Here is a 25,657-nt window from a genome sequence, read left to right on the forward strand (position 1 = left end):
TTGGCGGCTGGGCGTATGGCGGGGCTGCCAGCTTGTCGCGTTCGGGGCCGTGGGTTCCCGGGGGTTCGGTGATCTGCACTCGAAAGGGGTAGCGGGGGGTGTGACGGGACCTCCGGCCGGGGGCGGGGGTGGCCTCCGGCCGGGGGCCCGTGCGGGTGTGTGGGGGTTGGGCGCGCAGTTCCCCGCGCCCCTGACGGGACTCGCCCCTGGAGGGTGGGTGGGGGATGCGGCTGTGGGGTGTGTGCGGCTTTGTGGGGGCTGGGTGCGCAGTTCCCCGCGCCCCTAAAGAACCGGGGGCGGGGGCGCTTTGTCAGGGGTTGCGTACCTGTAGGGCTCTGGACAGGTCGTTCAGTTGGTCGGTCAGTTTGCGGTGGAGGGCGGGGGTCGGGGTGGCCTCCGTCAGGCACTGTTCGCCCAGGGCGAGGGTCTCGGGGGTGATGGCGTACGCGGGGAACGCCCAGCGGCCGGCCGCCTCGGCCATGGCGGGGCCCCGGCGGGCGGCGAGGGCGACCGCGTCCTCGAAGTAGCGTGGGACGTAGTCGCGTACCAGGTCGGTCTGTTCGGGCTGCCAGAAGCCCCGGGCGGTGGCCGTGAAGAGGTAGTTGGACAGGTCGTCGGTGGCGAACATCGCGTCCCAGGCGGCCTGTTTGGCGACCGGGTCGGGCAGCGCGGCGCGGCAGCGGGCGGCGCCCTCCTGGCCGGTGGCGCTGGGGTCCTGGACGAGTTCGGCGTCGATGACGGCGTCGTCGATGGCGCCCAGGACGGAGAGCCGGCCCAGGATGCGCCAGCGCAGTTCGGGGTCGAGTTCGGGGCCGCCGGGAACGGTGCCCTCGGAGATCCAGGCGCTGATGGTGTCGGGCTGGGCGGCGACGTCGATGAGATGGCGTACGGCGACGAGGCGCAGGCCCGGGTTGTCACCGTCCTCGGTGCGGCGGATCAGGTCGCGGCACAGGGAGGTGAGGGTGGCGAGGGCGGCGGGCCGGTCGTGCGCGGGGAGGTACCGGTCGGCGACCTGCGTGGCGGCGAAGGTCAGGACGCCCTGGACGACAGCGAGGTCGGTCTCCGCGGGGAGGTGGTTGCGTGCGGTGTCCAGGTAGGTGCCGGGGTCGAGGTCGCCGTCGCGGACCATGTCCCGCAGGGTGTTCCACAGGACCGCGCGGGTGAGGGCGTCGGGGACCCCGGAGATGCCGCGCAGGACGCTCTTCTCGGATTCGTCGTCGAGGCGGATCTTGGCGTAGGTGAGGTCGAGGTCGTTGGGGACGACGAGGGCGGGCCGCGGGCCGGGGCGGGCGTCGGCGGACCGGCTCTGCGGGATGTCCGCCTCGTAGCGCTCGCGCAGGACGAGTGCGTGGTCGCCGCCGCCGAGGTCGCGGTCGTAGACGCCGACGGTGACGCGGTGGGGGCGGCTCCCCTCGCGGTCGACGGCGAGGGTCCACTCCCCCGGCCCGGTGGTGACGGCCGCGGTGAGGGTGTCGACGCCGGTGGTGCGCAGCCAGGAGTCGGCCCAGGCGTGGACGTCGCGTTCGGTGGCCGCGGCGAGGGACTCGATGAAGTCGGCGAGGGTGGCGTTGCCGAACTTGTGGCGTGCGAAGTGGGTGTTGATGCCGGTGAGGAAGTCCTTCTCGCCGAGCCAGGTGACGAGCTGGCGCAGGGCGGAGGCGCCCTTGGCGTAGGAGATGCCGTCGAAGTTGAGGAGGGCGGAGGCGGTGTCGGGGACGGCTTCCGGGTCGGGGGCGACGGGGTGGGTGGAGGGCCGCTGGTCGGCGTCGTAGCCCCAAGCCTTGCGGACGATGCCGAAGTCGGTCCAGGTGTCGGTGAAGCGGGTCGCCTCGGTGAGGGTCTGGTAGCCCATGTACTCGGCGAAGGACTCGTTCAGCCAGATGTCGTCCCACCAGCGCAGGGTGACGAGGTCGCCGAACCACATGTGGGCCATCTCGTGGGCGATGACCATGGCGCGGGTCTGGCGTTCGGTGTCGGTGACGGCGGAGCGGTAGACGAACTCGTCGCGGAAGGTGACGAGTCCGGGGTTCTCCATGGCGCCGGCGTTGAACTCGGGTACGAACGCCTGGTCGTAGGAGTCGAAGGGGTACGGCTCCTCGAACTTCTCGTGGTAGCGGTCGAAGCAGGCGCGGGTGACGTCGAGGATCTCGTCGGCGTCGGCGTCCAGGTGGGGGGCCAGGGAGCGGCGGCAGTGGATGCCGAAGGGCAGGCCGCGGTGTTCGGTGCGCACGGAGTGCCAGGGTCCGGCGGCGACGGCGACGAGGTAGGTGGAGATCGGCGGGGTGGGTGCGGCCTGCCAGACCCCGTCGTCCGTGCGGGTGGTGACGCTGTTGGTGAGGACGGTCCACTCGTCGGGGGCCGTCACGGAGAGTTCGACGACGGATTTGAGGTCCGGCTGGTCGAAGGCGGCGAAGACGCGCTGGACGTCGTCCATGAACATCTGCGTGTAGAGGTAGGTCTCGCCGTCGGTGGGGTCGGTGAAGCGGTGCATGCCCTCGCCGGTACGGGAGTAGCGCATGACGGCGTCGACGCGCAGTTCGTGCGGGCCCGGGGTGAGGCCGGTGAGGGGCAGCCGGTTCTCGTGGAACGTCCCCAGGTCGAGGTGGTAACCGTCGAGGCTGGCGGAGCGCAGTTCGGCGGGCTTGAGCTCGACGAAGGTGTCCCTGTCACCGAGGTCCCCACGTACCGTGAAGGTGATGGTCGTGAGGGAGTCGAACGTGTCGTCGCCGCGTGTCAGGTCGAGTTCGATCCGGTAGCGGTGGACGTCGAGGAGTGCGGCACGGGTCTGCGCTTCGTCGCGCGTCAGTACGGACATGGGTGCCATGCTGCCTGATGGGCGGGGCGCGGCACAGGGGCGGCCCGGTCTGCCGGTGCTGTGCCCGGTGGTCGCGTGCGCCGTGTCCCGGCGGTCGCGCGCCGTACGGGTCGCGGTGGTGCGCCCGGGGCGGTCAGTCCCGGGTGTGGGTGTCCTCCGCGATGCGTTCGTGGTGGCGGATGACCTCGGCGATGATGAAGGTGAGGAGTTTCTCCGCGAACGCGGGGTCGAGGTTGGCGTTCTCGGCCAGCCGGCGGAGTCTGGCGATCTGCTGGGCCTCGCGGGACGGGTCGGCGGGCGGCAGGTGGTGGGCGGCCTTGAGGTGGCCGACCTGCTGGGTGCATTTGAAGCGCTCGGCGAGCATGTGGACGACGGCGGCGTCGATGTTGTCGATGCTCTCGCGCAGTCGGGCGAGTTCGGCGCGGACGGCCGGGGCGACATCGGACGTGGTGTCGATATTGCCGGTGCTGCCGGTGCTGTTGGGGTCGCCCATGTTGCTGGTGGTCATGGGCGACCACCCTAAGGGGCGTGCCTCAGGCGGTGTGCCTGCTGTTCGCGGAATCGGACGGGTGCCGTGCCGACGCGTCGGGCGACGGCGACGGGGAGACTTAACCTTGTGGACAGGCTGACCATGAACGGGAACTCGCCCTGCCCGGCGGGCGCGCCGCCGACCGGACCCACGGGCATCCGCTCGTGTCCCCAAACGCTCGTGTCCCCGTAAGGTGGGATGAGGTTCGGGGCCTCTCTGGGGGTACGGGCGTGACGAACGGCGGTCCGGTCGAGCACGGCTTTCCGCACCTGGAGACGGTGCGGGCGGCGGTCACCGCGCTGTACAAGCGGCTCTCGTACGACACCATCCACGCGTTCGCCACGAGCGTGCCCCCCGCCGACGTGGCGTTCCGCGACACGGACGACCTGTATCTGGGTGCCCAGCGGGTGGCGCGCGAGCTGGTGCGGCACTTCCGGCTGCCGGACGCCCGCATGATCGTGAGCTTCCGCGAGATGGAGTACGCGGCGAACGTCGAGCTCGCGGCGGGCCCGGAGTACTTCATCGAGCTGAACGACCGCTTCCGCACCCACCGGCGGGACATCGGGGCAGCGCTCGCGCACGAGGTGATGCACGTCTACCTGCACCGCCTCGACCTGTCGTTCCCGGGCACCCGGGACAACGAGATCCTCACGGACACGGCGACGACGTATCTCGGCGCGGGGTGGCTGCTGCTCGACGCGTACCGGGAGGACGCGTCGTCCTCGCAGAAACTCGGCTATCTGACGCCGGAGGAGTTCGGGTACGTGCTGGCCAAGCGTTCGCTGGCCTTCGGTGAGGACCCGGCGATCTGGTTCACGAGTCCGCAGGCGTACACGGCGTACACGCGGGGCATGGCGCGGGCCCGCGAGGACGAGCGCCAGCCGCCGCTGTCGGCGGCCGGCTGGGCGGGGCGGCGGCGGTACGCGAAGGACCGCCGCCATGCGCAGGAGCGTGTGCGGGTCGTTCCGCGGGCGGGCGCCGACGGCACCGCGTACGCGTTCACGCCGGACGGGCGGGGGCCGTTGCGGGTCTCGTTCCCGTGCCCGACCTGTCATCAGCGGATCCGGGTGCCGGTTCGGGGGCGGGTGCGGGCGCGGTGCGGGCTGTGCCGGACGGTTCTGGAGTGCGACACGTGACGGGTGACCGCCGGGGGTCGTCGGTTCGCTGCGGGTGCGTCCTGACTGGTCGCGCGGTTCGTCGCGCCCCTGTTGCGGGTCGCCACGCCCTCGCCGGAAGGTGCGCGCCGAGCGGTGCGGCAGGCGGGCGGGGAGGTGTCAGCGCGTTCCGTGGACCGCGACCGGGGCCGGTGCCTCCGCGAGGAGCCGCAGGGCCGTGTCGCCCGCCTCGGCGGGGGTCCAGCGGGCGCCCTTGTCGGCGGCGGGGCCCGGGCGCCAGCCGTCCATGACGGTGATGCGGCCGCCTTCGGTGCCGAAGACCCGGCCGGTGACCCCGGCGCTCGCGGTGGAGCCGAGCCAGACGACGAGCGGTGACACGTTCTCGGGGGCCATCGCGTCGAAGCCGCTGTCCGGTGCCGCCATGGCCGCCGCGAAGGCGGTCTCGGTCATCCGGGTCCGGGCGGCCGGCGCGATGGCGTTGACCTGCACTCCGTAGCGCCCCAGCTCGGCGGCGGCCACCAGGGTGAGCCCGACGACGCCGGCCTTGGCCGCGCTGTAGTTGCCCTGTCCGACCGATCCCGAAAGACCGGCTCCGGAGCTGGTGTTGACGACCCGGGCCAGCGGCGGGCGCCCCGCCCTCGCCTCGGCCCGCCAGTGCGCCGCGGCGTGCTTGAGCGGCAGGAAGTGGCCCTTCAGATGGACGCGCATGACGGCGTCCCAGTCGTCCTCGTCGAGGTTCACGAGCATGCGGTCGCGCAGGAACCCGGCGTTGTTCACGAGGGTGTCGAGCCGTCCGAAGGTGTCCAGCGCCGTGCGTACGAGGGACGCGGCGCCCTCGGTCGTCGCGATGTCCCCGGCGTGCGCGACGGCCTCGCCGCCCGCCGCCGCGATCTCCTCGGTGACCTGCCCGGCCGGACTGTCGGGCCCGGGCGAACCGTCGAGCCCGACACCCAGGTCGTTGACGACGACCCGCGCCCCCTCGGCCGCGAACGCGAGCGCGTGGGCCCGCCCGAGGCCGCGTCCCGCCCCCGTGACGATCACCACGCGCCCGTCGCAGAGACCGGCGCCCGTGCCGTCCCGGGCACCCCTGCCCGCGCCCTCTCCGGCGCCCGCGTCCCTGCCCGCGCCTGTGTCCGCGCCCGTGTTCCCGCCCGTGCCTGAGGCCATGTCACTGCTCCTTGTTGACGGTCGCCGCCTCCAGGAAGGCGGGGCGCTCGCCGCCGCCGTGCACCTGGAGGCCGGCGCCCGTGATGTAGGCCGCGGCGTCCGACGCGAGGAAGACGGCGGCCCGGCCGACGTCCGCGGGCAGCGCGAGCCGTCCCAGCGGGACGGTGCGGGAGACGGCCTCGATGCCGTCCTCGCCGCCGTAATGGAGGTGGGACAGCTCGGTGCGGACCATTCCGACGACGAGCGTGTTGACCCGCACGTCGGGCGCCCACTCCACGGCCATCGAGCGTGCCAGGTTCTCCAGTCCGGCCTTGGCCGCCCCGTAGGCAGCCGTGCCGGGTGAGGGCCGGGTGCCGCTGACGCTGCCGATCATCACGACGGAGCCCCGGGCGCGCTTCAGCAGTTCGTACGCGGCAAGGGAGGCCGTCAACGGCGCGACGAGGTTGAGGTCGATCACGCGCGCGTGCCGCTCGGCCTCCGTCTCGGTCAGCAGCCGGTAGGGGGCGCCGCCCGCGTTGTTGACCAGGACGTCGAGCCGGGGCAGCCGCCCGAAGAAGGCGCGCACGGCCTGCCGGTCGCGCAGATCGAGGGGGGCGAACGCGGTGCCGTCGAGCGGCACTTGCGGTGGTCTGCGGGCGCAGACCACGACCTCGTCGCCCTGCTCGGCGAAGGCGCGGGCGATTCCGGCACCGACGCCCCTGGTCCCGCCGGTGACCACCACGAGCCGCTTGTCCACAGGGCCTCCCGCTCGTCGGTGTTCGCTGTTACCTTCGGATCAGATCGCACCTAACAAACGTTTGGTGGAAAGGTAGCTGATGTGCCCATGGGTGTCTCCACCTCGTCCCCGGAAAAAGGGATCGCCGTCGTCACGGTCGACTTCCCGCCGGTGAACGCCCTGCCGGTGCGTGGCTGGTCCGAGCTGGCCGCCGCCGTGCGCACGACGGGCCTCGACGCCGGGATCCGCTGTGTGGTGCTGGCCGCCGAGGGGCGGGGGTTCAACGCGGGCGTGGACATCAAGGAGATACAGGCGCAGGGCGACAGCGCCCTGCTCGGCGCCAACCGCGGGTGCGCCGAGGCTTTCGCGGCCGTGTACGAGTGCGAGGTGCCGGTGGTGGCGGAGGTGCACGGCTTCTGTCTGGGCGGCGGGATAGGACTGGTGGGCAACGCGGACGCGATCGTGGCGAGCGAGGACGCCACCTTCGGTGTGCCCGAGCTGAACCGGGGCGCGCTGGGCGCGGCCACGCACCTGTCGCGGCTGGTGCCCCGGCATCTGATGCGCGCGCTGTACTACACGTCGCGCACGGCGACCGCGGCCGAGCTGCACGGGCACGGGTCGGTGTGGCGGGTCGTGCCGCGTGCGGGACTGCGCGCCGCCGTGCTGGAGCTGGCCCGTGAGATAGCGGACAAGGACGGACAGCTGATCCGGCTCGCCAAGGCCGCGATCAACGGCATCGACCCCGTCGACGTCCGCCGCGGTTACCGCTTCGAGCAGGGCTTCACGTTCGAGGCGGCCCTCGGCGGCGTGGGCGGCCGGGTCCGCGACACCTTCGGAGAGGCCGGAAAGGCCCGAAAGGCCGGAAGGACCGAGAAGACCGGAAAGGGGGACGGGTGAATGGGTGACAAGACGATGACCGCCGACGAGGCCGTCGCCCGGCTGGAGAGCGGGATGACCCTCGGCATCGGAGGCTGGGGTTCCCGCCGCAAACCGATGGCGCTGGTGCGGGCACTGCTCCGCTCCCCGGTCACCGATCTCACGGTCGTCTCGTACGGCGGCCCGGACGTCGGCATGCTCGCGGCCGCCGGGCGGATACGGAAACTGGTCGCCCCGTTCGCGACGCTCGACTCGATCCCGCTGGAACCGCACTACCGGGCGGCCCGGGAGAGCGGCTCCCTCGGCCTGATGGAGATCGACGAGGCGATGTTCATGTCGGGGCTGCGGGCAGCCGCCGGCCGGCTTCCGTTCCTGCCGGTGCGGGCCGGCCTCGGCTCGGACGTGATGCGGGTCAACCCCGGTCTGCGCACGGTCACCTCTCCGTACGAGGACGAGTCGACGGGTGTGCACGAGACCTTCGTCGCCATGCCGGCCCTGTCCCTGGACGCGGCGCTGGTCCATGTGAACCGCGCCGACCGTGCGGGCAACGGCCAGTACCTGGGCCCCGACCCGTACTTCGACGACCTGTTCTGCGAGGCGGCCCGGACGGCGTACGTGTCCTGCGAGCGGATCGTCGACACGGCGGAGCTGACGAAGGCGGCGCCCCCGCAGACCCTGCTCGTCAAGCGGCTCCATGTGAGTGGTGTGGTGGAGGCGCCGGGCGGGGCGCACTTCACGTCGTGCGCCCCCGACCACGACCGGGACGAGGCGTTCCAGCGGCTGTACGCGTCGACGCCCTGGCCCGAGTTCGCCGACCGGTTCCTCTCGGGCGACGAGCACGCCTACCGGACCGCCGTGGGGGCGTGGCACGAGGAGCGGCGATGAGCACGGCGTCGGGCACCTCCCCGGCTGGTTCCCGGCCGCGCGTCACCCGTGCCGAGTACTGCGTGATCGCCTGCGCCGAGGCGTGGCGGGGCGACGGCGAGGTGCTGGCCAGTCCGATGGGCCTCATCCCGTCGATCGGCGCCCGCCTCGCCAGGCGCACCTTCTCGCCCGACCTGCTCCTCACCGACGGCGAGGCGCTGCTGGTGGATCCCGACGGCACGGTGGAGGGGTGGTTGCCGTACCGGCAGCATCTGGCGCTGGTGACCGGCGGGCGTCGGCACGTGATGATGGGCGCGAGCCAGCTCGACCGCTTCGGCAACCAGAACATCTCGTGCGTGGGCGACTGGGAGCGCCCCGCCCGCCAGTTGCTCGGAGTGCGCGGCGGTCCCGTCAACACGCTGAACAACCCGGTCAGTTACTGGGTGCCGAAGCACTCCCGGCGGGTCTTCGTGGCGAAGGTCGACATGATCGGCGGGGTGGGGTACGACAGCGCCGCCACGGCCGGGCCCTCGGCGACCCGCTTCCACCGCATCCCGCGGGTGGTCTCGAATCTGGGGGTGTTCGACTTCGCGACCCCGGACCACTCGATGCGGCTCGCCTCCCTCCACCCGGGCGTGACGGTCGAGGAGGTCGTCGCGGCGACGGGCTTCGAGCCGGCCGTCCCGGACGACGTCCCGTACACCCGCGAGCCGTCCCCGGCGGAGCTGACGGCGATCCGCGAGGTCATCGACCCGCGGGGACTGCGCGATCGTGAGGTCAAAGGCTGATGGAGACCGCGCTGACCAGGCTCGTCGGTGTCCGGCACCCGATCGTGCAGACCGGGATGGGCTGGGTCGCGGGCCCGCGCCTGGTGTCCGCGGTGGCGAACGCGGGCGCGCTGGGCGTCCTCGCCTCCGCGACCATGACGCCCGACCGGCTCCGGGCGGCGATCCGCGAGGTGCGGTCCCGTACCCGGGCGCCGTTCGGGGTGAACCTGCGCGCGGACGCGGGGGACGCCCGTGACCGGGTACGGATCATCGTGGCGGAGGGCGTACGGGTCGCGTCCTTCGCGCTCGCACCCTCCCGTGAGCTGATCGCCGAGCTCAAGGACGCGGGCGTGGTCGTGATCCCCTCCATAGGTGCCCGCCGCCACGCCGAGAAGGTCGCGGCCTGGGGAGCGGACGCGGTGATCGTGCAGGGCGGCGAGGGCGGCGGCCACACCGGCGAGGTGGCGACCACCGTGCTCCTCCCCCAGGTCGTGGACGCCGTGGACATCCCGGTCGTCGCCGCGGGGGGCTTCTTCGACGGCCGGGGTCTGGTCGCGGCGCTCGCGTACGGCGCCGCGGGAGTCGCCATGGGTACCCGTTTCCTGCTCACCTCGGACTCGACGGTGCCGGACGCGGTGAAGGCCCGCTATCTCACGGCCACGGTGAACGACGTCACGGTGACGACCGCCGTGGACGGCCTGCCGCACCGCATGCTCCGTACGGAGCTGGTCGACTCCCTGGAGGGGGCGGGCCGTACGAGAACGCTGGCCCGGGCGGTGCGCCGGGCCGCCGCCTTCCGCGAACTCTCGGGTCTCACCTGGTCCCGGATGGTCCGCGACGGCCTGGCGATGCGGCACGGCAGGGACCTGACGTGGAGCCAGGTCCTGTTGGCCGCCAACACCCCGATGCTGCTGCGCGCGTCGATGGTCGAGGGCCGCGCGGACCTGGGGGTGATGGCGTCGGGCCAGGTGGCGGGCGTGATCGAGGACCTGCCGTCGTGCGCGGCGCTGGTGGACAGGGTGATGGCGGAGGCGGAGCACACGCTGCGCACGCTTCCGGCCCCCGGCCCGCCCTCTTAGGGGCGCGGGGAACGGCGCGACAAGCCCCCCACCCCCACCCGCACCCGCACCCGCACCCGCACCCGCCTGCGACAACGCGACACCCGCCTAGAGCCGCTCGATGATGGTCACGTTCGCCTGCCCGCCCCCCTCACACATCGTCTGCAGCCCGAACCGCCCCCCGCTCCGCTCCAGTTCGTGGAGCAGGGTCGTCATCAGCTTCACGCCCGTGGCGCCCAGCGGATGCCCGAGAGCGATCGCGCCCCCGTTGACGTTGACCCGCTCGGGATCCGCCCCGGTCTCCTTCAGCCAGGCCAGCACGACGGGCGCGAACGCCTCGTTGATCTCGACGAGATCGATCTCGCCGATCGACATCCCGGCCTTCTTCAGGGCGTACGCGGTGGCGGGGATCGGCGCCGACAGCATCCGTATCGGGTCCTCCCCGCGTACGGAGAGGTGGTGCACGCGCGCCCGGGGGGTGAGCCCGTGCTCACGGACGGCCCGCTCGGAGGCGAGCAGCATCGCGGCGGCACCGTCGGACACCTGCGAGGAGCACGCGGCGGTGATGGTGCCGCCCTCCACCACCGGTCGCAGACCCGCCATCTTCTCCAGGGACGTGTCGCGTCGCGGCCCCTCGTCGACCGCGGCGTCCCCGAGCGGCTCGATCTCCCGCCGGAAGCGTCCCTCGTCGATCGCGCGCAGCGCCCGCCGGTGGGACCGCAGGGCGAACTCCTCCTGGTCCCGCCGGCTGATGCCCCACTTCGCCGCGATCAGTTCGGCGCCGTGGAACTGGTTGACGGGCTCGTCGCCGTACCGCGCCCGCCACCCCTCGCTGCCCGCGAACGGTCCCTGCGTGAGCCCGAGCGGCTCGGCCGCGCGGCGGGAGGCGAAGGCGATGGGGATCTGCGTCATGTTCTGGACGCCGCCCGCGACCACGAGGTCCTGTGTGCCGGAGAGCACGCCCTGAGCGGCGAAGTGCACGGCCTGCTGCGAGGAGCCGCACTGCCGGTCGATCGTCACCCCGGGCACCTCCTGGGGCAGCCCGGCCGCCAGCCACGACGTCCGCGCGATGTCGCCGGCCTGCGGCCCCACGGTGTCCAGGCACCCGAGGACGACGTCCTCGACGGCGGCCGGGTCGACTCCGGAGCGCGCGACCAGGGCCTTCAGCACATGGGCGCCCAGGTCGGCCGGATGGACCCCGCCCAGGCGTCCTCCGCGACGCCCCACGGGCGTACGGACCGCTTCGACGATGTATGCCTCGGCCATGGTGACTCCCTGGGATCGACAGCTCTCGTCACTGGTCCCGTACGGCGATCCCGTCCAGCACCATCGACAGGTACTGGCGGGCGATCTCGTCCGGGCTGTGCTGTCCGCCGGGCCGGTACCAGGACGCGGCGACCCACACGGTGTCGCGCACGAACCGGTAGGTGAGCCGGATGTCGAGGTCGTCCCGGAAGACCTCGGCGGCCACGCCCCGCTCCAGCGTGGACAGCCACGCCTTCTCGAACTTGCGCTGCGACTCGGCGAGGAACGCGAAGCGCTCCTGCACGGCGAGCTGCCGGGACTCCTTCTGGTAGATGGCGACGGCCGCGCGGTGCCGGTCGATCTCCCGGAACGACTCGGTGACCAGGGCCTCCAGCGTCTCGCGGGGGCCGAGTCCGGCCTCCAGGACGGTGTCGTACCCGTCCCAGAGCTCGTCCAGGAAGGTCCGCAGGACCTCTTCCAGCATCGATTCCTTGGAGTCGAAGTGGTAGTAGAGGCTGCCCGCGAGCATGCCGGCGTGGTCCGCGATCTTACGTACGGTGGTGGCGTTGTAGCCCTGCTCGGCGAACACCTCGGCAGCGGTGCCGAGAATCTCCCGCCGCCGCACGGGCGAGGCAGTCACCTGGGACTTCTTCTGACTGGTCACGACCCCATTCTCCCGCCCAAGCCCTCAAACCCCGAGGCCGCCGAAGGCGCCGAAGGGGCGCGGGGAACTGCGCGCCCAGCTACGACGCTCCCGCAGACACCTCCCCACCTCCCCACTTCCCCACCCCCTCCGCTCACTCAGCCCACCCCGCCCAGACCAACCCACCACGCCCAACCAGCGGAGCGCTCACGCATGTTGGCTGCTGACGGAGACCACCTCACCCGTCAGATACGACGAGTAACCCGAAGCCAGGAACACGATCACATTGGCCACCTCCCACGGCTCGGCATACCGCCCGAAGGCTTCGCGTGCCGTCAGCTCCGCCAGCAGTTCGGGAGTCGTCACCTTCACCAGGTGCGGGTGCATGGCGAGGCTCGGCGCGACGGCGTTCACCCGCACCCCGTACCCGGCCGCCTCCATCGCCGCGCAGCGCGTCAGCGCCATCACGCCCGCCTTCGCGGCCGCGTAGTGCGCCTGGCCGGCCTGGGCCCGCCAGCCGACGACGGAGGCGTTGTTGACGATCACACCGCCGTGGCCGCCCGCCCGGAAGGCCCGCAGGGCCGCGCGGGTGCAGCGGAAGGTGCCGTTCAGTGTCACGTCGAGCACCTTCGACCACTGCTCGTCGGTCATGTCGACCAGGTCCGACGTCCCGCCGAGACCGGCGTTGTTGACCACGATGTCGAGTCGCCCGTGCATCCGCAGGGCCGCCCCGAAGAGCGCCCGCACCTGGGTCTCGTCGGTGACGTCGCAGGTGAGCGCCGCGACGCCCGCGAACTCCCCGGCCAGCCGCGCCTCGTACTCCTTCAGCCGGCGCTCGTGCGCGTCGCTGATCAGTACGCGCGCGCCCTCCTCCAGGAAGCGCCGGGCCGTGGCACCGCCGATGCCGGCGCCCGCGGCGGCCGTGACGACGGCGGTGCGTCCCTTCAGCAGCCCGTGCCCGGGCTCGTACACCGGGCCCTCGACGTCTGTCATGGGCCCACGCTAACCTACCAAACACTTGTTAGGGAAGGCTGCTCCGAGGAAGGCCGGCGCCCGTGGATCTCACACACTCCCCCGCCGACGAGGCGTTCCGCGCGCAGGCCCGGACCTGGCTCGACGCGCACGTGCCGGCGGTGCCGCTGCCCTCCCTGGAGACCGAGGAGGGCTTCGCGGCCCACCGCGGCTGGGAGGCCGAACTCGCGGCGGACCGCTGGTCGGTGGTGTCCTGGCCGGCCGCGTACGGGGGCCGGGACTCGGGGCTCGTCCGGTGGCTGGTCTTCGAGGAGGAGTACTACGCGGCGGGCGCCCCGGGCCGGGTCGGCCAGAACGGCGTCAGCCTCCTCGCGCCGACCCTCTTCGACCACGGCACCGAGGAGCAGCGTGCGCGGATCCTGCCGCCGATGTCCCGGGGCGAGGTCGTCTGGGCGCAGGCGTGGTCCGAGCCGGAGGCCGGGTCCGACCTCGCCTCGCTCAGGTCCAGGGCGGTGCGTACGGACGGCGGCTGGCTGCTGAGCGGGCAGAAGACGTGGTCGTCGCGGGCCGCGTTCGCCGATCGCGCGTTCGGCCTGTTCCGCAGCGAGCCGGACCTGCCGAAGCCGCATCAGGGCCTCACCTACCTGATGTTCGACCTGCGGGCGCCGGGGGTGACCGTCCGTCCGATCGGCCGGCTGGACGGGAAGCCGGCCTTCGCCGAGATCTTCCTCGACGAGGTGTTCGTGCCGGACGAGGACGTGATCGGGGAGCCCGGCCAGGGCTGGCGGGTGGCGATGTCCACGGCGGGCAACGAGCGCGGTCTGACGCTCCGTCCGCCGGGCCGCTTCCTGGCGTCGGCCGCCCGGCTGGCCGCGCTCTGGCACGAGCGCGGCCGGGATCCGGTCACCCGCGACCGGGTGGCCGACGCGGTGATCGGCGCCCGCGCGTACCAGTTGTTCACGTACGCGGCCGCGTCCCGCTTCCTCGACGGCGAGCCCTTCGGGCCGGAGTCCAGCCTGAACAAGGTCTTCTGGTCCGAGTACGACATCGCCCTGCACGAGACGGCGCTCGATCTCCTCGGCGCCGACGGGGAGATGGCGGACGAGGGCGGAGGGGGCTGGTCCGAGGGGTACGTCTTCTCGCTCGCGGGACCCGTCTACGCGGGCACGAACGAGATCCAGCGGAACATCGTCGCCGAGCGGCTCCTCGGTCTGCCGCGGCTGCCGGGGGGGCGCCGGTGATGCGCTTCCTCCTGGACGACGAACAGACCGCCTTCGCCCGTTCCCTGGACGCGCTCCTGACGGCGGCGGACACGCCCGCGGTCGTACGGTCCTGGAGTGCCGGGGACCCCGCGGCCGGGCGTGCGCTGTGGTCGCGTCTCGCCGACGCGGGGGTGTTCGCGCTGGCGGTCCCCGAGGCGTACGAGGGACTCGGCCCGCGGCCCGTCGAACTCGTGGTGGCGTTCGTCGAGTTGGGGCGGCATGCGGTGCCGGGGCCGCTGGTGGAGACGGTGGCGGCGGCCGCGCTGCTCTCCGGGCCGGGTCCCGCGAAGAGGTTCCTGCCGGGGCTGGCCCGCGGCGAGACGGTCGCCACGGTGGCGCTGCCGGGCGGGGGGCCGTACGTCCTGGACGGGGACGTGGCGGATGTGCAGCTGGTCGTGACCGTGCCGGAGGCGGAGCCGGCCGGGGGCGGGGTGTCCGCAGATGCGGCATCCGCGGCAGGGGCCGGGGACGTGGGCGGGGGCGGGGTTCCCGAGTTGTGGGTGGCGCGGGCGGGGTCGTTCCGTGGCGGGGACGGGGCTGGGGTCCGCCGGTCTCTGGATCCCGCTCGCCGTCTCTGTCTCCCGCGCCCGGGAGGTGAGCTGCTGGCCGCCGGGCCGCGGGTCGCCGCGGGCGCAGCCGACGCTCTGCTCCGGGCGCGTCTGGCGACCGCCGCCCAGGCCCTAGGGGTGGGTCTCGCCCTGCTCGACCGGACCGTGGCCCACGTCAAGCGGCGCCACCAGTTCGGCGTGCCCGTCGGTTCCTTCCAGGCGGTCAGGCACCGGCTGGCCGACGCGAAGATCGCGCTGGAGTTCGCCCGCCCGCTGCTGTTCGGCGCCGCGCTGTCGATGGACCCGGCGGACATCGCCGCCGCGAAGGTCGCGGCGTGCGAGGCGGCGTACGCCACCGCCCGCACGGCCCTGCAGTTGCACGGCGCGATCGGCTACACCGCGGAGTACGACCTCTCGCTGTGGCTGACCAAGGCGCGGGCGCTGCGGTCCGCCTGGGGCGGTCCCGCCGCCTGCCGGGCGCTGGTGCTCGGCACTCACCCGGACCCGTTCAGTGGTGGTCGTCGCTGCTCGTGAGTTCGCGGTACTCCTCGGCGGTCGGCTTGGGAATGTGCGCGTTCTGCCCGTACATGGCCCGGGCGAGGCGGGCCCGCAGGCGCTGCGAGGTCCTGGCCTTCCGTTCGACGCCGTTCGCGTCGACGAGCGGGCCCACGTCGTAGGGCGGCGCCTGTTCGTGCTGGGTGAGGGTGAACCGCTGGGCCTGGGAGAGGGGTTCGTGCACCTCGACGTACTCCCCGTGCGCCAGCCGCTTGATGGTGCCGGACTCCCTGCCGTGCAGCACCTTGTCCCGGTCGCGGCGCTGGAGGCCGAGGCAGACGCGTCTGGTGACGACGAAGGCGAGCACCGGCACCACGAAGAAGGCGATCCGGACGAACCAGGTGATCGCGTTGATCGACAGGTGCAGGTGGGTCGCGACGATGTCGTTGCCGCCGCCGATCAGGAGTACCCCGTACAGGCTCAGCCAGGCCACGCCGAGCGCGGTGCGCGTGGGAACGTTGCGGGGGCGGTCCAGGATGTGGTGCTCGCGTCTGTCCCCGGTGATCCACGCCTCGACGAACGGATAGACGCCGATCGCCAGGAGGATCAGCGGGAAGAGGGTGAAGGGGATGAAGACGCCGAGCGCCAGGGTGTGGCCCCAGGCGTTGATCTCCCATCCCGGCATCACCCGGATCAGCCCCTCGGAGAAGCCGAGGTACCAGTCCGGCTGGGCGCCGGTGGTGACCAGGTCCGGGCGGTAGGGGCCGAACGCCCATACGGGGTTGACGGTGGCGATGGCGCCCATCATCGACAGCACGCCGAAGACCAGGAAGAAGAAGCCGCCCGCCTTGGCCATGTAGACCGGCATGAACGGCATGCCGACGACGGACTTCTGGTCGCGGCCGGGGCCGGGGTACTGCGTGTGCTTGTGGTAGAAGACCAGGATCAGGTGGGCGACGATCAGGCCGAGCATGATGCCGGGCAGCAGCAGGACATGGATCGGGAAGAGCCGGGAGATGATGTCGTGGCCCGGGAACTCCCCGCCGAAGAGGAAGAACGAGAGGTACGTGCCGACGACCGGCACGGACAGGATCGCGCCCTGGGCGAAGCGGATGCCGGTGCCGGAGAGCAGGTCGTCGGGGAGCGAGTAGCCGGTCAGGCCGGTGAGGATGCCGAGGAACAGCAGCGTCCAGCCGAACACCCAGTTCAGCTCGCGCGGCTTGCGGAACGCGCCCGTGAAGAACACGCGCATCATGTGCACGAGCATGCCCGCGACGAAGACGAGGGCTGCCCAGTGGTGGATCTGGCGGATGAGCAGTCCGCCGCGGACGTCGAAGCTGATGTCGAGGGTGGACTCGTACGCCCTGGTCATGACGATGCCGTTGAGGGGCTCGTACGAGCCGTGGTAGACGACTTCCACGCCGCTCGGTTCGAAGAAGAGGGTGAGGTAGACGCCGGTGAGGATGAGGATGAGGAAGCTGTAGAGGCAGACCTCGCCCAGCATGAAGGACCAGTGGTCCGGGAACACCTTGCGCATCTGGTTCTTGGCGAGGGTGTGGATGCCCAGTCGGCCGTCGGCCCAGTCGGCCAGCTTCTCGCCGTTGCCCGCCCGTTCAGGGCGTGTGCTGCTCCGTCCGTTGCTCCGCCCGTCCATGTGCGGCCCTCCCCATAGGCTCAGTTCAGAGTGGCACGGGGCACTGCGAAGCCAAAGGGGTGTGCACGGCGGCTCTCCGGCCGACGGCCGGCGGGGACCGGCCACGCCGTTCCTCGCCCCCTGGGGGTGTGGATGGGGCGGGGGCGCGCCGGAAGTCCGGCCGCGGCCCGGAGTCACCGCGCGCCTGTCACGACAGCATCCCCGACGACGGGGGCCCAGTCGGTTACTGACGGGGCGCGGGGAATCTGCGTAGCCGCCCCGACTCGGTGGCGAACGCGGCTCGTTCCAGAAGGCGTCGGGCGGTTGTGTCGTCCATGAACTCGGCGAGTGGGAGCACCAGTTCCCACAGGTCCTCCTTGTCGACGCCGCGCGCCAGCGCGTCGAGTCCGGCGTCGTCCAGCGCGCCAGCGGCCCTCGCCACGACCCGCCGGGCCGTGGGCGGCAGCACCCGCACCATCGGCAGGAAGTCGCCCCACAGCCCGGTGGCCACCACCCCCCGGACGAGGCCGTCGAGCACGACCGGGTCGCGCAGTGCGGGCAGCGTGGTGACGGTCCGCAACTCGTCCTCGCTCAGGAGGGACACGATGGGCAGCAGTGACTCCCACAGGTCCTGCTCGGCGGTGACGCGGATCAGGGAGTCGAGCCGGGCCTCGGGCTGGGCGGCGGTCAGTGACGCGATCCGGGCCCGCTGTTCCGCGGTCGCCATGCTCGCGACGGCGATGGCCTCCGGCCACAGGTCGTGGTCGGCGGCGGCCCCGATGACGGCGGAGAGCCGCTCGTCGTCCAGCAGGGCGACGATGTGCCCGAGCCGTTCGGGATGGTCGATGACGAAGCCCGTGCGCAGCAGAGTCGTTTCCGCGAGCTGCGGCAGAACGCTCTTCAGCGCCGAGTCCCGCAGGTGGCCGACGAACCGGCCCATCGTGAGATGGTCGCCGCGTTCGGCGAGGACGAGGGCGATGCGTACGACGATGTCGTCGTCCAGCCGGCCCATGATCCCGGCGATGCGGCGGGGGTCGACGTGGTGGCAGCAGCGGGCCGTGAAGGGGGCCGGGAGCCGGTCGATGATGTCGGCCGCGCGCGCCGGTTCGAGGCGCCCGGCGAGCGCGGCGGCCAGGCGCGGGCCCAGTGCCTTCTGCGCGATGCCCGCGGCGACCCCGGCGGGCAGCAGTCTCGTCACGGCGGCGATGCGGTCGAGCAGCCCGGGGTCGTCGTCGAAGAGCGCGGCGACGGTCCGCTCACGGAAGAGGCGTACGTCGTCCACGGGCAGTTCGTCGAGGAACGCCAGGTGCTGTGGCTCGGCGTCCAGCAGCCGTGCGAGCTTCAGCCTCTCGGCTCTGCCGCGCAGTGTGTCCACGCGGGTCATCCGTGACGGAAGAGCATCCGGCGGACAGGTTCCCTGGTCAGGGCAGGTACGAGGGTGAGGGCGTCCTCGACGGCCTCGTTCAGTCCGGACGCCCGGCGCTCGCGGGCCCGGTGCAGCGCGTCGGTCAGCAGCAGGGCCTGCGCGCTGTCCAGCGAGGCGAACCCCTCCGGCAGCGGAGCGCCCAACTCCGCCCGCAGCAGCGTCAGTTCGTCCGCGCTCACAGGTCCTCCCCCGACGCTCACCGATACTCCACCCGATGCGGCACGGCACCCTGGGCCGATCGTACTCTTTGCGCATGAAACGCGCTGGCCGTCTGCTGTTCGTCACCGTCCCTCTCGTCGCGGTGGCGGCGTGCTTCGCCGGGCCCGACGGCAGCGGTGACGGCGCGCGCCCGGACGCCCGGACCTCGGCTCCGGCCTCGTCCGCGGGACTGGACGCGCCGGACAAGAAGGACCTGGCGCAGCAGATCGTGTCCAGCGCGGAGAACTCCAGTCTCGACTGGCGCGCCCAGTACGACTACGTCGAGGACATCGGCGACGGGCGCGGGTACACCGCGGGCATCATCGGCTTCACCACCGGTACGCACGATCTGCTCGTCCTGGTCGAGCGGTACACGAAGGACCGTCCGGGCAACCGGCTGGCGCGCTATCTGCCCGCTCTCCGCGAGGTGGACGGATCCGCGTCGCACGACGGACTGGGAGCAGGGTTCGAGGCGGCGTGGCGGGCGGAGGCCGGGAAGGCGGCGTTCCGACGGGTCCAGGACGCCGAGCGTGACCGGGTGTACTTCGACCCCGCGGTCCGCCTCGCGAAGCGCGACGGGCTCGGTGTGCTCGGGCAGTTCATCTACTACGACGCGATGGTCATGCACGGGCCCGGTACCGATCCCGGCTTTTACGGCATCCGTGAGCGGGCCGTCGCCCAGGCGGACACTCCCGCGGAGGGGGGCGAGGAGGAGGCGTACCTCGACATCTTCCTCGACACGCGGCGCCAGACGATGAAGGACGAGGGCCGGGACACGTCCCGCGTGGACACGGCCCAGCGGCGTTTCCTCTACGACGGGAACCTGGACCTCCACCTCCCCCTGACATGGAAGGTCTACGGCCAGCCGTACGAGATCGACTGAGCTGGCGCCTGAGGTACCCAGGGGCGCGGGGAACTGCGCGACCAGCCCCCACCGGCCCGCAGACGCACACGCACGCACACGCACCCCCACACGCACCACGGCGCCCACCAGTGTCCGGTCGGGGACAAAGGGCAGGCGCCGCGCTCAGTTCCGTACGCCGTTGTACGGGACGTCTTGGGGGTGGAGCGTCAGACCATCAGGGAACGGTCCGTGGGGCGGACCGGAGCCGGCAGCTCGCTGGTCCCGGTCAGGAAGCGGTCGACCCCGCGGGCGGCCGAGCGGCCCTCCGCGATGGCCCACACGATGAGGGACTGCCCGCGCCCGGCGTCACCGGCGACGAACACGCCGGGCACGTTGGTCGCGTAGTCGCCGTCGCGCGCGATGTTGCCGCGCTCGTCGAGTTCGAGGGCGAACTGGGAGACCAGCCCGTTCTCCTGGTCGGTGCCGGTGAAGCCCATCGCGAGGGTGACCAGCTGGGCGGGGATCCTGCGCTCCGTGCCCGGCTTGGGCGTCAGCTTGCCGTCGATGAACTCGACCTCGCCGAGGTGCAGCCACTGCACGTTGCCGTCCTCGTCGCCCTCGAAGTGGGTGGTGGAGACGGAGTAGACCCGCTCGCCGCCCTCCTCGTGCGCGGAGGTCACCTTGTAGAGCATGGGGAACGTCGGCCAGGGCTGGTGCGGGGCCCGGTCCTCGCCCGGCTGGGGCATGATCTCCAGCTGCGTGACGGAGGCCGCGCCCTGGCGGTGGGCGGTGCCCACGCAGTCGGCGCCGGTGTCGCCGCCGCCGATGACGACGACGTGCTTGCCCTCGGCGGTGATGGGGGGCGCCACGAAGTCGCCCTCCTGCACCTTGTTGGCGAGCGGCAGGTACTCCATCGCGAAGTGGATGCCGTTCAGTTCGCGTCCGGGGACGGGCAGGTCGCGGGAGACGGTCGCGCCGGCCGCGATGACGACGGCGTCGTACCGCTTGCGCAGGTCGGTCGCGTTGAGGTCGCGGCCGATCTCGACGCCGGTACGGAAGCGTGTGCCCTCCGCGCGCATCTGCTCGATACGGCGGTTGATGTGCCGCTTCTCCATCTTGAACTCGGGGATGCCGTAGCGCAGCAGGCCGCCGACGCGGTCGGCGCGCTCGTAGACCGCGACCGTGTGGCCGGCCCGGGTCAGCTGCTGGGCGGCGGCCAGGCCCGCGGGGCCCGAGCCGATGACGGCGACCGTCTTGCCGGACAGGCGTTCGGGGGCCTGGGGAGCGACGTTCCCGCCGTCCCACGCCTTGTCGATGATGGAGACCTCGACGTTCTTGATGGTCACGGGCGGCTGGTTGATGCCCAGCACGCACGCCGACTCGCAGGGGGCGGGGCACAGCCGCCCGGTGAACTCCGGGAAGTTGTTCGTGGCGTGCAGCCGGTCGGAGGCGGCGGACCAGTCCTCGCGGTACGCGAAGTCGTTCCACTCGGGGATGAGGTTCCCGAGCGGACAGCCGTTGTGACAGAACGGGATGCCGCAGTCCATGCAGCGCGATGCCTGCGTGGGGATGATCGGGAGGAGGGAGCCCGGGACGTAGACCTCGTTCCAGTCCCTGACGCGCTCCTGCACGGGGCGGGTCCTGGCGACCTCGCGGCCGTGGTTGAGAAAGCCCTTGGGATCAGCCATTGGTCGCCGCCTCCATCATCTTCTCGGTGATCGCGGACTCGTCGAGTCCGGCTCGCTCGGCGGCGTCCTTGGCGGCGAGCACTGCCTTGTACGTACTGGGGATGATCTTGCTGAAGCGGGCCGCACCCCCATCGGGGCTGTCCCACTCGGCGAGGAGCTTCTCGGCGACGGTGGAGGCCGTCTCCTCCTGGTGGCGGCGCACGACGTCGTGCAGCCACTGCTTGTCGGTGTCGTCGAGGGCCTCGATCGCGCCGAGGTTGCCGGCGTTGACGTTGTCGCGGTCCAGGTCGACGACGTACGCGATGCCGCCCGACATGCCGGCCGCGAAGTTGCGGCCCGTCTCGCCGAGCACGACGGCGTGACCGCCGGTCATGTACTCGCAGCCGTGGTCGCCCACGCCCTCGGCGACCACGGTCGCGCCGGAGTTGCGGACGCAGAACCGCTCACCGGTGCGGCCGCGCAGGAACAGCTCGCCGCCCGTCGCGCCGTAGGCGATGGTGTTGCCCGCGATCGTGGAGAACTCGGCGAGGTGGTCGGCGCCCCGGTCGGGGCGGACGACCACACGGCCGCCGGAGAGGCCCTTGCCGACGTAGTCGTTGGCGTCGCCCTCCAGGCGCAGCGTCACACCGCGCGGCAGGAACGCGCCGAAGGACTGGCCCGCGGAGCCCGTGAAGGTGATGTCGATCGTGTCGTCGGGCAGGCCCGCGCCGCCGAACTTCTTCGTCACCTCGTGGCCGAGCATGGTGCCGACCGTGCGGTTGATGTTGCGGATCGCGACCTGGGCGCGCACCGGCTGGGCCTCGGTGGCGCTGGACGCGGCGAGGGCGTCGGAGGCGAGCTTGATCAGCTCGTTGTCGAGCGCCTTCGCCAGGCCGTGGTCCTGCTCGACGGTCTGGTGGAGGGCCGCGCCCTCGGGCAGCTCGGGCACGTAGAAGAGCGGGGACAGGTCCAGGCCCTGCGCCTTCCAGTGGTCGACGGCACGGGCGACGTCGAGCGCCTCGGCGTGGCCGACGGCCTCCTCGATGGAGCGGAAGCCCAGCTCGGCGAGGATCTCGCGGACCTCTTCGGCGATGAACTTGAAGAAGTTCACGATGTACTCGGCCTTGCCGGTGAACCGGTCGCGCAGGACCGGGTTCTGTGTGGCGATGCCGACCGGGCAGGTGTCCAGGTGGCAGACGCGCATCATGACGCAGCCGGAGACGACGAGCGGCGCGGTCGCGAAACCGAACTCCTCGGCGCCGAGGAGCGCGGCGATGACGACGTCACGGCCGGTCTTCAGCTGGCCGTCGGTCTGGACGACGATGCGGTCGCGCAGGCCGTTCAGGAGCAGCGTCTGCTGGGTCTCGGCGAGGCCGAGCTCCCAGGGGCCGCCCGCGTGCTTGAGCGAGGTCAGCGGGGAGGCGCCCGTACCGCCGTCGTGGCCGGAGATCAGGACGACGTCGGCGTGCGCCTTGGAGACACCGGCGGCGACCGTGCCGACGCCGACCTCGGAGACCAGCTTCACGTGGATCCGCGCCTGCGGGTTCGCGTTCTTCAGGTCGTGGATCAGCTGGGCGAGGTCCTCGATGGAGTAGATGTCGTGGTGCGGCGGCGGGGAGATCAGGCCGACGCCCGGGGTGCTGTGCCGGGTCTTCGCGACCCAGGGGTACACCTTGTGGCCGGGCAGCTGGCCGCCCTCGCCGGGCTTGGCGCCCTGGGCCATCTTGATCTGGATGTCGTCCGCGTTGACCAGGTACTCGGAGGTGACGCCGAAGCGGCCGGAGGCGACCTGCTTGATCGAGGAGCGGCGCGCCGGGTCGTAGAGGCGGTCCGGGTCCTCGCCGCCCTCACCGGTGTTGGACTTGGCGCCCAGCTGGTTCATGGCGATGGCGAGCGTCTCGTGGGCTTCCTTGGAGATGGAGCCGTAGGACATGGCGCCGGTGGAGAAGCGCTTGACGATCTCGCTGACGGGCTCGACCTCGTCGAGCGGGACCGGCTCGCGGCCCGAGGCGAAGCCGAACAGGCCGCGCAGCGTCATGAGGCGCTCGGACTGCTCGTTCACGCGGTCCGTGTACTTCTTGAAGATGTCGTAGCGGTTGCTGCGCGCCGAGTGCTGGAGGCGGAAGACCGTCTCGGGGTCGAACAGGTGCGGCTCGCCCTCGCGGCGCCACTGGTACTCGCCGCCGATGTCGAGGGCGCGGTGCGCGGGCGCGATGCCGCTGGCCGGGTACGCCTTCGCGTGGCGGGCGGCGACCTCCTGGGCGATGACGTCGATGCCGACGCCGCCGATCTTGGTGGCGGTGCCGCTGAAGTACTTCTGTACGAAGGCCGCGTCGAGACCGACGGCCTCGAAGACCTGGGCGCCGCGGTAGGAGGCGACGGTCGAGATGCCCATCTTGGACATGACCTTAAGGACGCCCTTGCCGAGGGCGTATATGAGGTTGCGGATGGCCTGCTCGGGCTCGACGCCCGGCAGGAACGTGCCCGCCCTGACCAGGTCCTCCACGGACTCCATCGCCAGGTACGGGTTGACGGCCGCGGCGCCGAAGCCGATGAGGAGGGCCACGTGGTGGACCTCGCGGACGTCACCGGCCTCGACCAGCAGTCCCACCTGGGTGCGCTGCTTGGTGCGGATGAGGTGGTGGTGGACGGCCGCGGTGAGCAGCAGCGAGGGGATCGGCGCGTGCTCGGCGTCGGAGTGCCGGTCGGAGAGGACGATCAGCCGGGCGCCGTTCTCGATGGCGGCGTCGGCCTCGGTGCAGATCTCCTCGATGCGGGCGGCGAGGGAGTCGCCGCCGCCGGAGACCCGGTACAGGCCGGAGAGCGTCGCGGCCTTCATGCCCGGCATGTCGCCGTCGGCGTTGATGTGGATGAGCTTGGCCAGCTCGTCGTTGTCGATCACCGGGAAGGGCAGGGTGACGCTGCGACAGGACGCGGCGGTCGGCTCCAGGAGGTTGCCCGCGGGGCCGAGCGAGGAGCGCAGCGAGGTGACGAGCTCCTCGCGGATGGCGTCCAGCGGCGGGTTGGTGACCTGGGCGAACAGCTGGGTGAAGTAGTCGAAGAGCAGCCGCGGGCGCTCGGACAGGGCCGCGATCGGCGAGTCCGTGCCCATGGAGCCGAGGGGTTCGCCGCCGGTCTTGGCCATCGGGGCGAGGATGACGCGCAGCTCTTCCTCGGTGTAGCCGAAGGTCTGCTGGCGGCGGGTGACCGAGGCGTGGGTGTGCACGATGTGCTCGCGCTCGGGCAGGTCGGACAGTTCGATCTCGCCGGCTTCGAGCCAGTCGGCGTACGGGTTCTCGGCGGCGAGGCCGGCCTTGATCTCGTCGTCCTCGATGATGCGGTGCTCGGCGGTGTCCACGAGGAACATGCGGCCGGGCTGCAGGCGGCCCTTGCGGACGACCTTCGCGGGGTCGATGTCGAGGACGCCGACCTCGGAGCCGAGGACGACGAGGCCGTCGTCGGTGACCCAGTAGCGGCCGGGGCGCAGGCCGTTGCGGTCGAGGACCGCGCCGACCTGGGTGCCGTCGGTGAAGGTGACGCAGGCCGGGCCGTCCCAGGGCTCCATCATCGTGGAGTGGAACTGGTAGAAGGCGCGGCGGGCGGGGTCCATGGAGTCGTGGTTCTCCCACGCCTCCGGGATCATCATCAGCACGGAGTGCGGGAGGGACCGGCCGCCGAGGTGCAGCAGCTCCAGGACCTCGTCGAAGGAGGCGGAGTCGGACGCGTCGGGCGTACAGACCGGGAAGATCCTCTCCAGGTCCTTGTCGGCGCCGAAGAGGTTCGAGACGAGCTGGGACTCGCGGGCGACCATCCAGTTGCGGTTGCCCTTGACCGTGTTGATCTCGCCGTTGTGCGCGACGAAGCGGTACGGGTGGGCGAGCGGCCAGCTCGGGAAGGTGTTCGTGGAGAACCGGGAGTGCACGAGCGCGATCGCGGAGGCGAAGCGGCGGTCGGACAGGTCCGGGAAGAAGGGCTCCAGCTGGCCGGTGGTCAGCATGCCCTTGTAGACGATGGTGCGGGCGGAGAGCGACGGGAAGTACACGCCGGCCTCGCGCTCGGCGCGCTTGCGCAGCACGAACGCCTTGCGGTCGAGGTCGATGCCCTGGCTGGAACGGTCGGTGACGAAGACCTGGCGGAAGAGGGGCATCGTCGAGCGGGCGGTGACGCCGAGGAGTCCCGGGGCGACCGGCACCTCGCGCCAGCCGAGGACCGTGAGGTCCTCCTCGGCGGCGATCGTCTCGATCCGTGAGACGGCCTCGTCGAGGCTCTCCTCCGGGAGGAAGGCGATGCCGACCGCGTACGAGCCCGCCTCGGGCAGCTCGAATCCGGCCACCTCGCGGAAGAAGGCGTCGGGTACCTGGGACAGGATGCCCGCGCCGTCGCCGGAGTCGGGTTCCGAGCCGGTCGCGCCGCGATGCTCCAGATTGCGGAGCACGGTCAGCGCCTGCTCGACCAGCGCATGGCTCGCCTCGCCGGTGAGGGTCGCCACGAAGCCGACGCCGCAGGCGTCGTGCTCGTTACGCGGGTCGTACATCCCCTGCGCGGCAGGGCGAGCATCCATGAAGGACCACTTCTGGCCATTCGCGGAGTGCTGGGACGGCTGGCGCGGCGTACGCATCGGCTCTCCCGTCGTCGTCGTGGCATATGCAATGGCAGAGGGACGACGTTGGCCCTGAGCGAGGAGTGCAAAATTTCGTGCAGGTTACATGATGGAGCGGTTCTCGTGAACCGGATACCGCGTTTCACCATGCGGACGCCGCGGGGTGCGACGGCGGGCCGCTCGTGGCGGCTGGAGAAGGGGACCTTTTCGGACAGATC

20 protein-coding genes are annotated in these 25,657 nt (G+C 71.9%); 8 read left to right on the forward strand and 12 right to left on the reverse strand.

What is annotated here, in order from left to right:
- Nucleotides 1–310 precede the first annotated feature (310 nt).
- A complete protein-coding gene (gene pepN / locus ACFYXC_RS23330; protein WP_389553903.1) occupies nucleotides 311–2,824 on the reverse strand; it encodes an aminopeptidase N in 2,514 nt (837 codons plus the stop codon).
- A 124-nt stretch (nucleotides 2,825–2,948) separates the two neighbouring features.
- A complete protein-coding gene (locus ACFYXC_RS23335) occupies nucleotides 2,949–3,323 on the reverse strand; it encodes a chorismate mutase (protein WP_389553904.1) in 375 nt (124 codons plus the stop codon).
- A 251-nt stretch (nucleotides 3,324–3,574) separates the two neighbouring features.
- Here ACFYXC_RS23335 and ACFYXC_RS23340 point away from each other — a divergent pair, with 251 nt between their 5' ends.
- A complete protein-coding gene (locus tag ACFYXC_RS23340; protein WP_389553905.1) occupies nucleotides 3,575–4,480 on the forward strand; it encodes a hypothetical protein in 906 nt (301 codons plus the stop codon).
- Nucleotides 4,481–4,618: 138 nt separating this feature from the next.
- On the opposite strand, the gene ACFYXC_RS23345 is transcribed toward ACFYXC_RS23340, so the two are convergent.
- Entirely contained in the window at nucleotides 4,619–5,626 is a 1,008-nt protein-coding gene (locus tag ACFYXC_RS23345; protein WP_389553906.1) for an SDR family oxidoreductase, read from the reverse strand.
- Nucleotide 5,627: 1 nt separating this feature from the next.
- Nucleotides 5,628–6,362, reverse strand: a complete 735-nt coding sequence (locus tag ACFYXC_RS23350) for an SDR family oxidoreductase (RefSeq protein ID WP_389553907.1) — start codon at nucleotides 6,360–6,362, stop codon at nucleotides 5,628–5,630.
- An 87-nt stretch (nucleotides 6,363–6,449) separates the two neighbouring features.
- On the opposite strand from ACFYXC_RS23350, the gene ACFYXC_RS23355 reads away from it, so the two are divergent.
- Genes ACFYXC_RS23355 through ACFYXC_RS23370 form a run of 4 tightly spaced genes read left to right on the forward strand, consistent with a single transcriptional unit; the run spans nucleotide 6,450 to nucleotide 9,927 of the window.
- On the forward strand, nucleotides 6,450–7,238 hold the full coding sequence (locus ACFYXC_RS23355) for an enoyl-CoA hydratase family protein (RefSeq protein ID WP_389553908.1): 789 nt from the start codon (nucleotides 6,450–6,452) through the stop codon (nucleotides 7,236–7,238).
- Nucleotides 7,239–8,102, forward strand: a complete 864-nt coding sequence (locus ACFYXC_RS23360; RefSeq protein WP_389553909.1) for a CoA transferase subunit A — start codon at nucleotides 7,239–7,241, stop codon at nucleotides 8,100–8,102.
- A complete protein-coding gene (locus ACFYXC_RS23365) occupies nucleotides 8,099–8,869 on the forward strand; it encodes a CoA-transferase subunit beta (protein WP_389553910.1) in 771 nt (256 codons plus the stop codon). The genes ACFYXC_RS23360 and ACFYXC_RS23365 overlap by 4 nt, the downstream gene beginning before the upstream one ends.
- Nucleotides 8,869–9,927, forward strand: a complete 1,059-nt coding sequence (locus ACFYXC_RS23370) for an NAD(P)H-dependent flavin oxidoreductase (RefSeq protein ID WP_389553911.1) — start codon at nucleotides 8,869–8,871, stop codon at nucleotides 9,925–9,927. Before ACFYXC_RS23365 ends, ACFYXC_RS23370 begins: the two co-directional genes overlap by 1 nt.
- Before the next feature lie 87 nt (nucleotides 9,928–10,014).
- Here ACFYXC_RS23370 and ACFYXC_RS23375 read toward each other — a convergent pair whose 3' ends face one another.
- The 3 genes from ACFYXC_RS23375 to ACFYXC_RS23385 all read right to left on the reverse strand — a co-directional run bounded on the left by ACFYXC_RS23375 (nucleotide 10,015) and on the right by ACFYXC_RS23385 (nucleotide 12,787).
- Nucleotides 10,015–11,172 (reverse strand): acetyl-CoA C-acetyltransferase, encoded by a 1,158-nt coding sequence (locus tag ACFYXC_RS23375; RefSeq protein WP_389553912.1) that lies wholly within the window; start codon nucleotides 11,170–11,172, stop codon nucleotides 10,015–10,017.
- Between the two features lie 28 nt (nucleotides 11,173–11,200).
- Nucleotides 11,201–11,815 (reverse strand): TetR/AcrR family transcriptional regulator, encoded by a 615-nt coding sequence (locus tag ACFYXC_RS23380; RefSeq protein ID WP_389553913.1) that lies wholly within the window; start codon nucleotides 11,813–11,815, stop codon nucleotides 11,201–11,203.
- 186 nt (nucleotides 11,816–12,001) lie between these two features.
- Nucleotides 12,002–12,787: an SDR family oxidoreductase gene (locus ACFYXC_RS23385; protein ID WP_388919842.1), complete on the reverse strand. Its 786-nt coding sequence runs from the start codon at nucleotides 12,785–12,787 to the stop codon at nucleotides 12,002–12,004.
- A 62-nt stretch (nucleotides 12,788–12,849) separates the two neighbouring features.
- Between ACFYXC_RS23385 and ACFYXC_RS23390 the strand changes: the two genes are divergently transcribed.
- Both ACFYXC_RS23390 and ACFYXC_RS23395 read left to right on the forward strand, forming a co-directional pair.
- On the forward strand, nucleotides 12,850–14,007 hold the full coding sequence (locus ACFYXC_RS23390) for an acyl-CoA dehydrogenase family protein (protein ID WP_389553914.1): 1,158 nt from the start codon (nucleotides 12,850–12,852) through the stop codon (nucleotides 14,005–14,007).
- Nucleotides 14,007–15,110, forward strand: a complete 1,104-nt coding sequence (locus tag ACFYXC_RS23395) for an acyl-CoA dehydrogenase family protein (protein ID WP_389553950.1) — start codon at nucleotides 14,007–14,009, stop codon at nucleotides 15,108–15,110. Before ACFYXC_RS23390 ends, ACFYXC_RS23395 begins: the two co-directional genes overlap by 1 nt.
- Here the strand turns inward: ACFYXC_RS23395 and ACFYXC_RS23400 are convergent.
- The 3 genes from ACFYXC_RS23400 to ACFYXC_RS23410 form a co-directional block, all read right to left on the reverse strand.
- On the reverse strand, nucleotides 15,085–16,725 hold the full coding sequence (locus ACFYXC_RS23400) for a cytochrome bc complex cytochrome b subunit (protein WP_389553915.1): 1,641 nt from the start codon (nucleotides 16,723–16,725) through the stop codon (nucleotides 15,085–15,087). The genes ACFYXC_RS23395 and ACFYXC_RS23400 overlap by 26 nt on opposite strands.
- 223 nt (nucleotides 16,726–16,948) lie before the next feature.
- On the reverse strand, nucleotides 16,949–18,079 hold the full coding sequence (locus ACFYXC_RS23405) for a hypothetical protein (protein WP_389553916.1): 1,131 nt from the start codon (nucleotides 18,077–18,079) through the stop codon (nucleotides 16,949–16,951).
- A gap of 5 nt (nucleotides 18,080–18,084) precedes the next feature.
- Nucleotides 18,085–18,309 carry a hypothetical protein gene (locus ACFYXC_RS23410; protein ID WP_388919829.1) on the reverse strand — a complete coding sequence of 75 codons (225 nt, stop codon included), beginning with the start codon at nucleotides 18,307–18,309 and terminating at the stop codon, nucleotides 18,085–18,087.
- Nucleotides 18,310–18,383: 74 nt separating this feature from the next.
- Between ACFYXC_RS23410 and ACFYXC_RS23415 the strand changes: the two genes are divergently transcribed.
- Nucleotides 18,384–19,211 carry a chitosanase gene (locus ACFYXC_RS23415; RefSeq protein WP_389553917.1) on the forward strand — a complete coding sequence of 276 codons (828 nt, stop codon included), beginning with the start codon at nucleotides 18,384–18,386 and terminating at the stop codon, nucleotides 19,209–19,211.
- Nucleotides 19,212–19,399: 188 nt separating this feature from the next.
- Here the strand turns inward: ACFYXC_RS23415 and ACFYXC_RS23420 are convergent, their stop codons facing one another.
- Nucleotides 19,400–20,860 carry a glutamate synthase subunit beta gene (locus ACFYXC_RS23420; protein ID WP_389553918.1) on the reverse strand — a complete coding sequence of 487 codons (1,461 nt, stop codon included), beginning with the start codon at nucleotides 20,858–20,860 and terminating at the stop codon, nucleotides 19,400–19,402.
- Nucleotides 20,853–25,457: a glutamate synthase large subunit gene (gene gltB, locus ACFYXC_RS23425; RefSeq protein ID WP_388919817.1), complete on the reverse strand. Its 4,605-nt coding sequence runs from the start codon at nucleotides 25,455–25,457 to the stop codon at nucleotides 20,853–20,855. The genes ACFYXC_RS23420 and gltB overlap by 8 nt, the downstream gene beginning before the upstream one ends.
- Between the last annotated feature and the right edge of the window lie 200 nt (nucleotides 25,458–25,657).

The sequence above is a fragment of the Streptomyces sp. NPDC002701 genome (assembly GCF_042889045.1).
Lineage (GTDB): Bacteria > Actinomycetota > Actinomycetes > Streptomycetales > Streptomycetaceae > Streptomyces.

What these genes read in the sequence shown, in the direction of transcription:
- pepN (WP_389553903.1), bottom strand. Translation starts at nt 2,824, where the DNA reads ATGGCACCCATGTCCGTACTGACGCGCGACGAAGCGCAGACCCGTGCC.
- ACFYXC_RS23335 (WP_389553904.1), bottom strand. Translation starts at nt 3,323, where the DNA reads ATGACCACCAGCAACATGGGCGACCCCAACAGCACCGGCAGCACCGGC.
- ACFYXC_RS23345 (WP_389553906.1), bottom strand. Translation starts at nt 5,626, where the DNA reads ATGGCCTCAGGCACGGGCGGGAACACGGGCGCGGACACAGGCGCGGGC.
- ACFYXC_RS23355 (WP_389553908.1), top strand. Translation starts at nt 6,450, where the DNA reads ATGGGTGTCTCCACCTCGTCCCCGGAAAAAGGGATCGCCGTCGTCACG.
- ACFYXC_RS23360 (WP_389553909.1), top strand. Translation starts at nt 7,239, where the DNA reads ATGGGTGACAAGACGATGACCGCCGACGAGGCCGTCGCCCGGCTGGAG.
- ACFYXC_RS23365 (WP_389553910.1), top strand. Translation starts at nt 8,099, where the DNA reads ATGAGCACGGCGTCGGGCACCTCCCCGGCTGGTTCCCGGCCGCGCGTC.
- ACFYXC_RS23370 (WP_389553911.1), top strand. Translation starts at nt 8,869, where the DNA reads ATGGAGACCGCGCTGACCAGGCTCGTCGGTGTCCGGCACCCGATCGTG.
- ACFYXC_RS23375 (WP_389553912.1), bottom strand. Translation starts at nt 11,172, where the DNA reads ATGGCCGAGGCATACATCGTCGAAGCGGTCCGTACGCCCGTGGGGCGT.
- ACFYXC_RS23385 (WP_388919842.1), bottom strand. Translation starts at nt 12,787, where the DNA reads ATGACAGACGTCGAGGGCCCGGTGTACGAGCCCGGGCACGGGCTGCTG.
- ACFYXC_RS23395 (WP_389553950.1), top strand. Translation starts at nt 14,007, where the DNA reads ATGCGCTTCCTCCTGGACGACGAACAGACCGCCTTCGCCCGTTCCCTG.
- ACFYXC_RS23400 (WP_389553915.1), bottom strand. Translation starts at nt 16,725, where the DNA reads ATGGACGGGCGGAGCAACGGACGGAGCAGCACACGCCCTGAACGGGCG.
- ACFYXC_RS23415 (WP_389553917.1), top strand. Translation starts at nt 18,384, where the DNA reads ATGAAACGCGCTGGCCGTCTGCTGTTCGTCACCGTCCCTCTCGTCGCG.
- ACFYXC_RS23420 (WP_389553918.1), bottom strand. Translation starts at nt 20,860, where the DNA reads ATGGCTGATCCCAAGGGCTTTCTCAACCACGGCCGCGAGGTCGCCAGG.
- gltB (WP_388919817.1), bottom strand. Translation starts at nt 25,457, where the DNA reads ATGCGTACGCCGCGCCAGCCGTCCCAGCACTCCGCGAATGGCCAGAAG.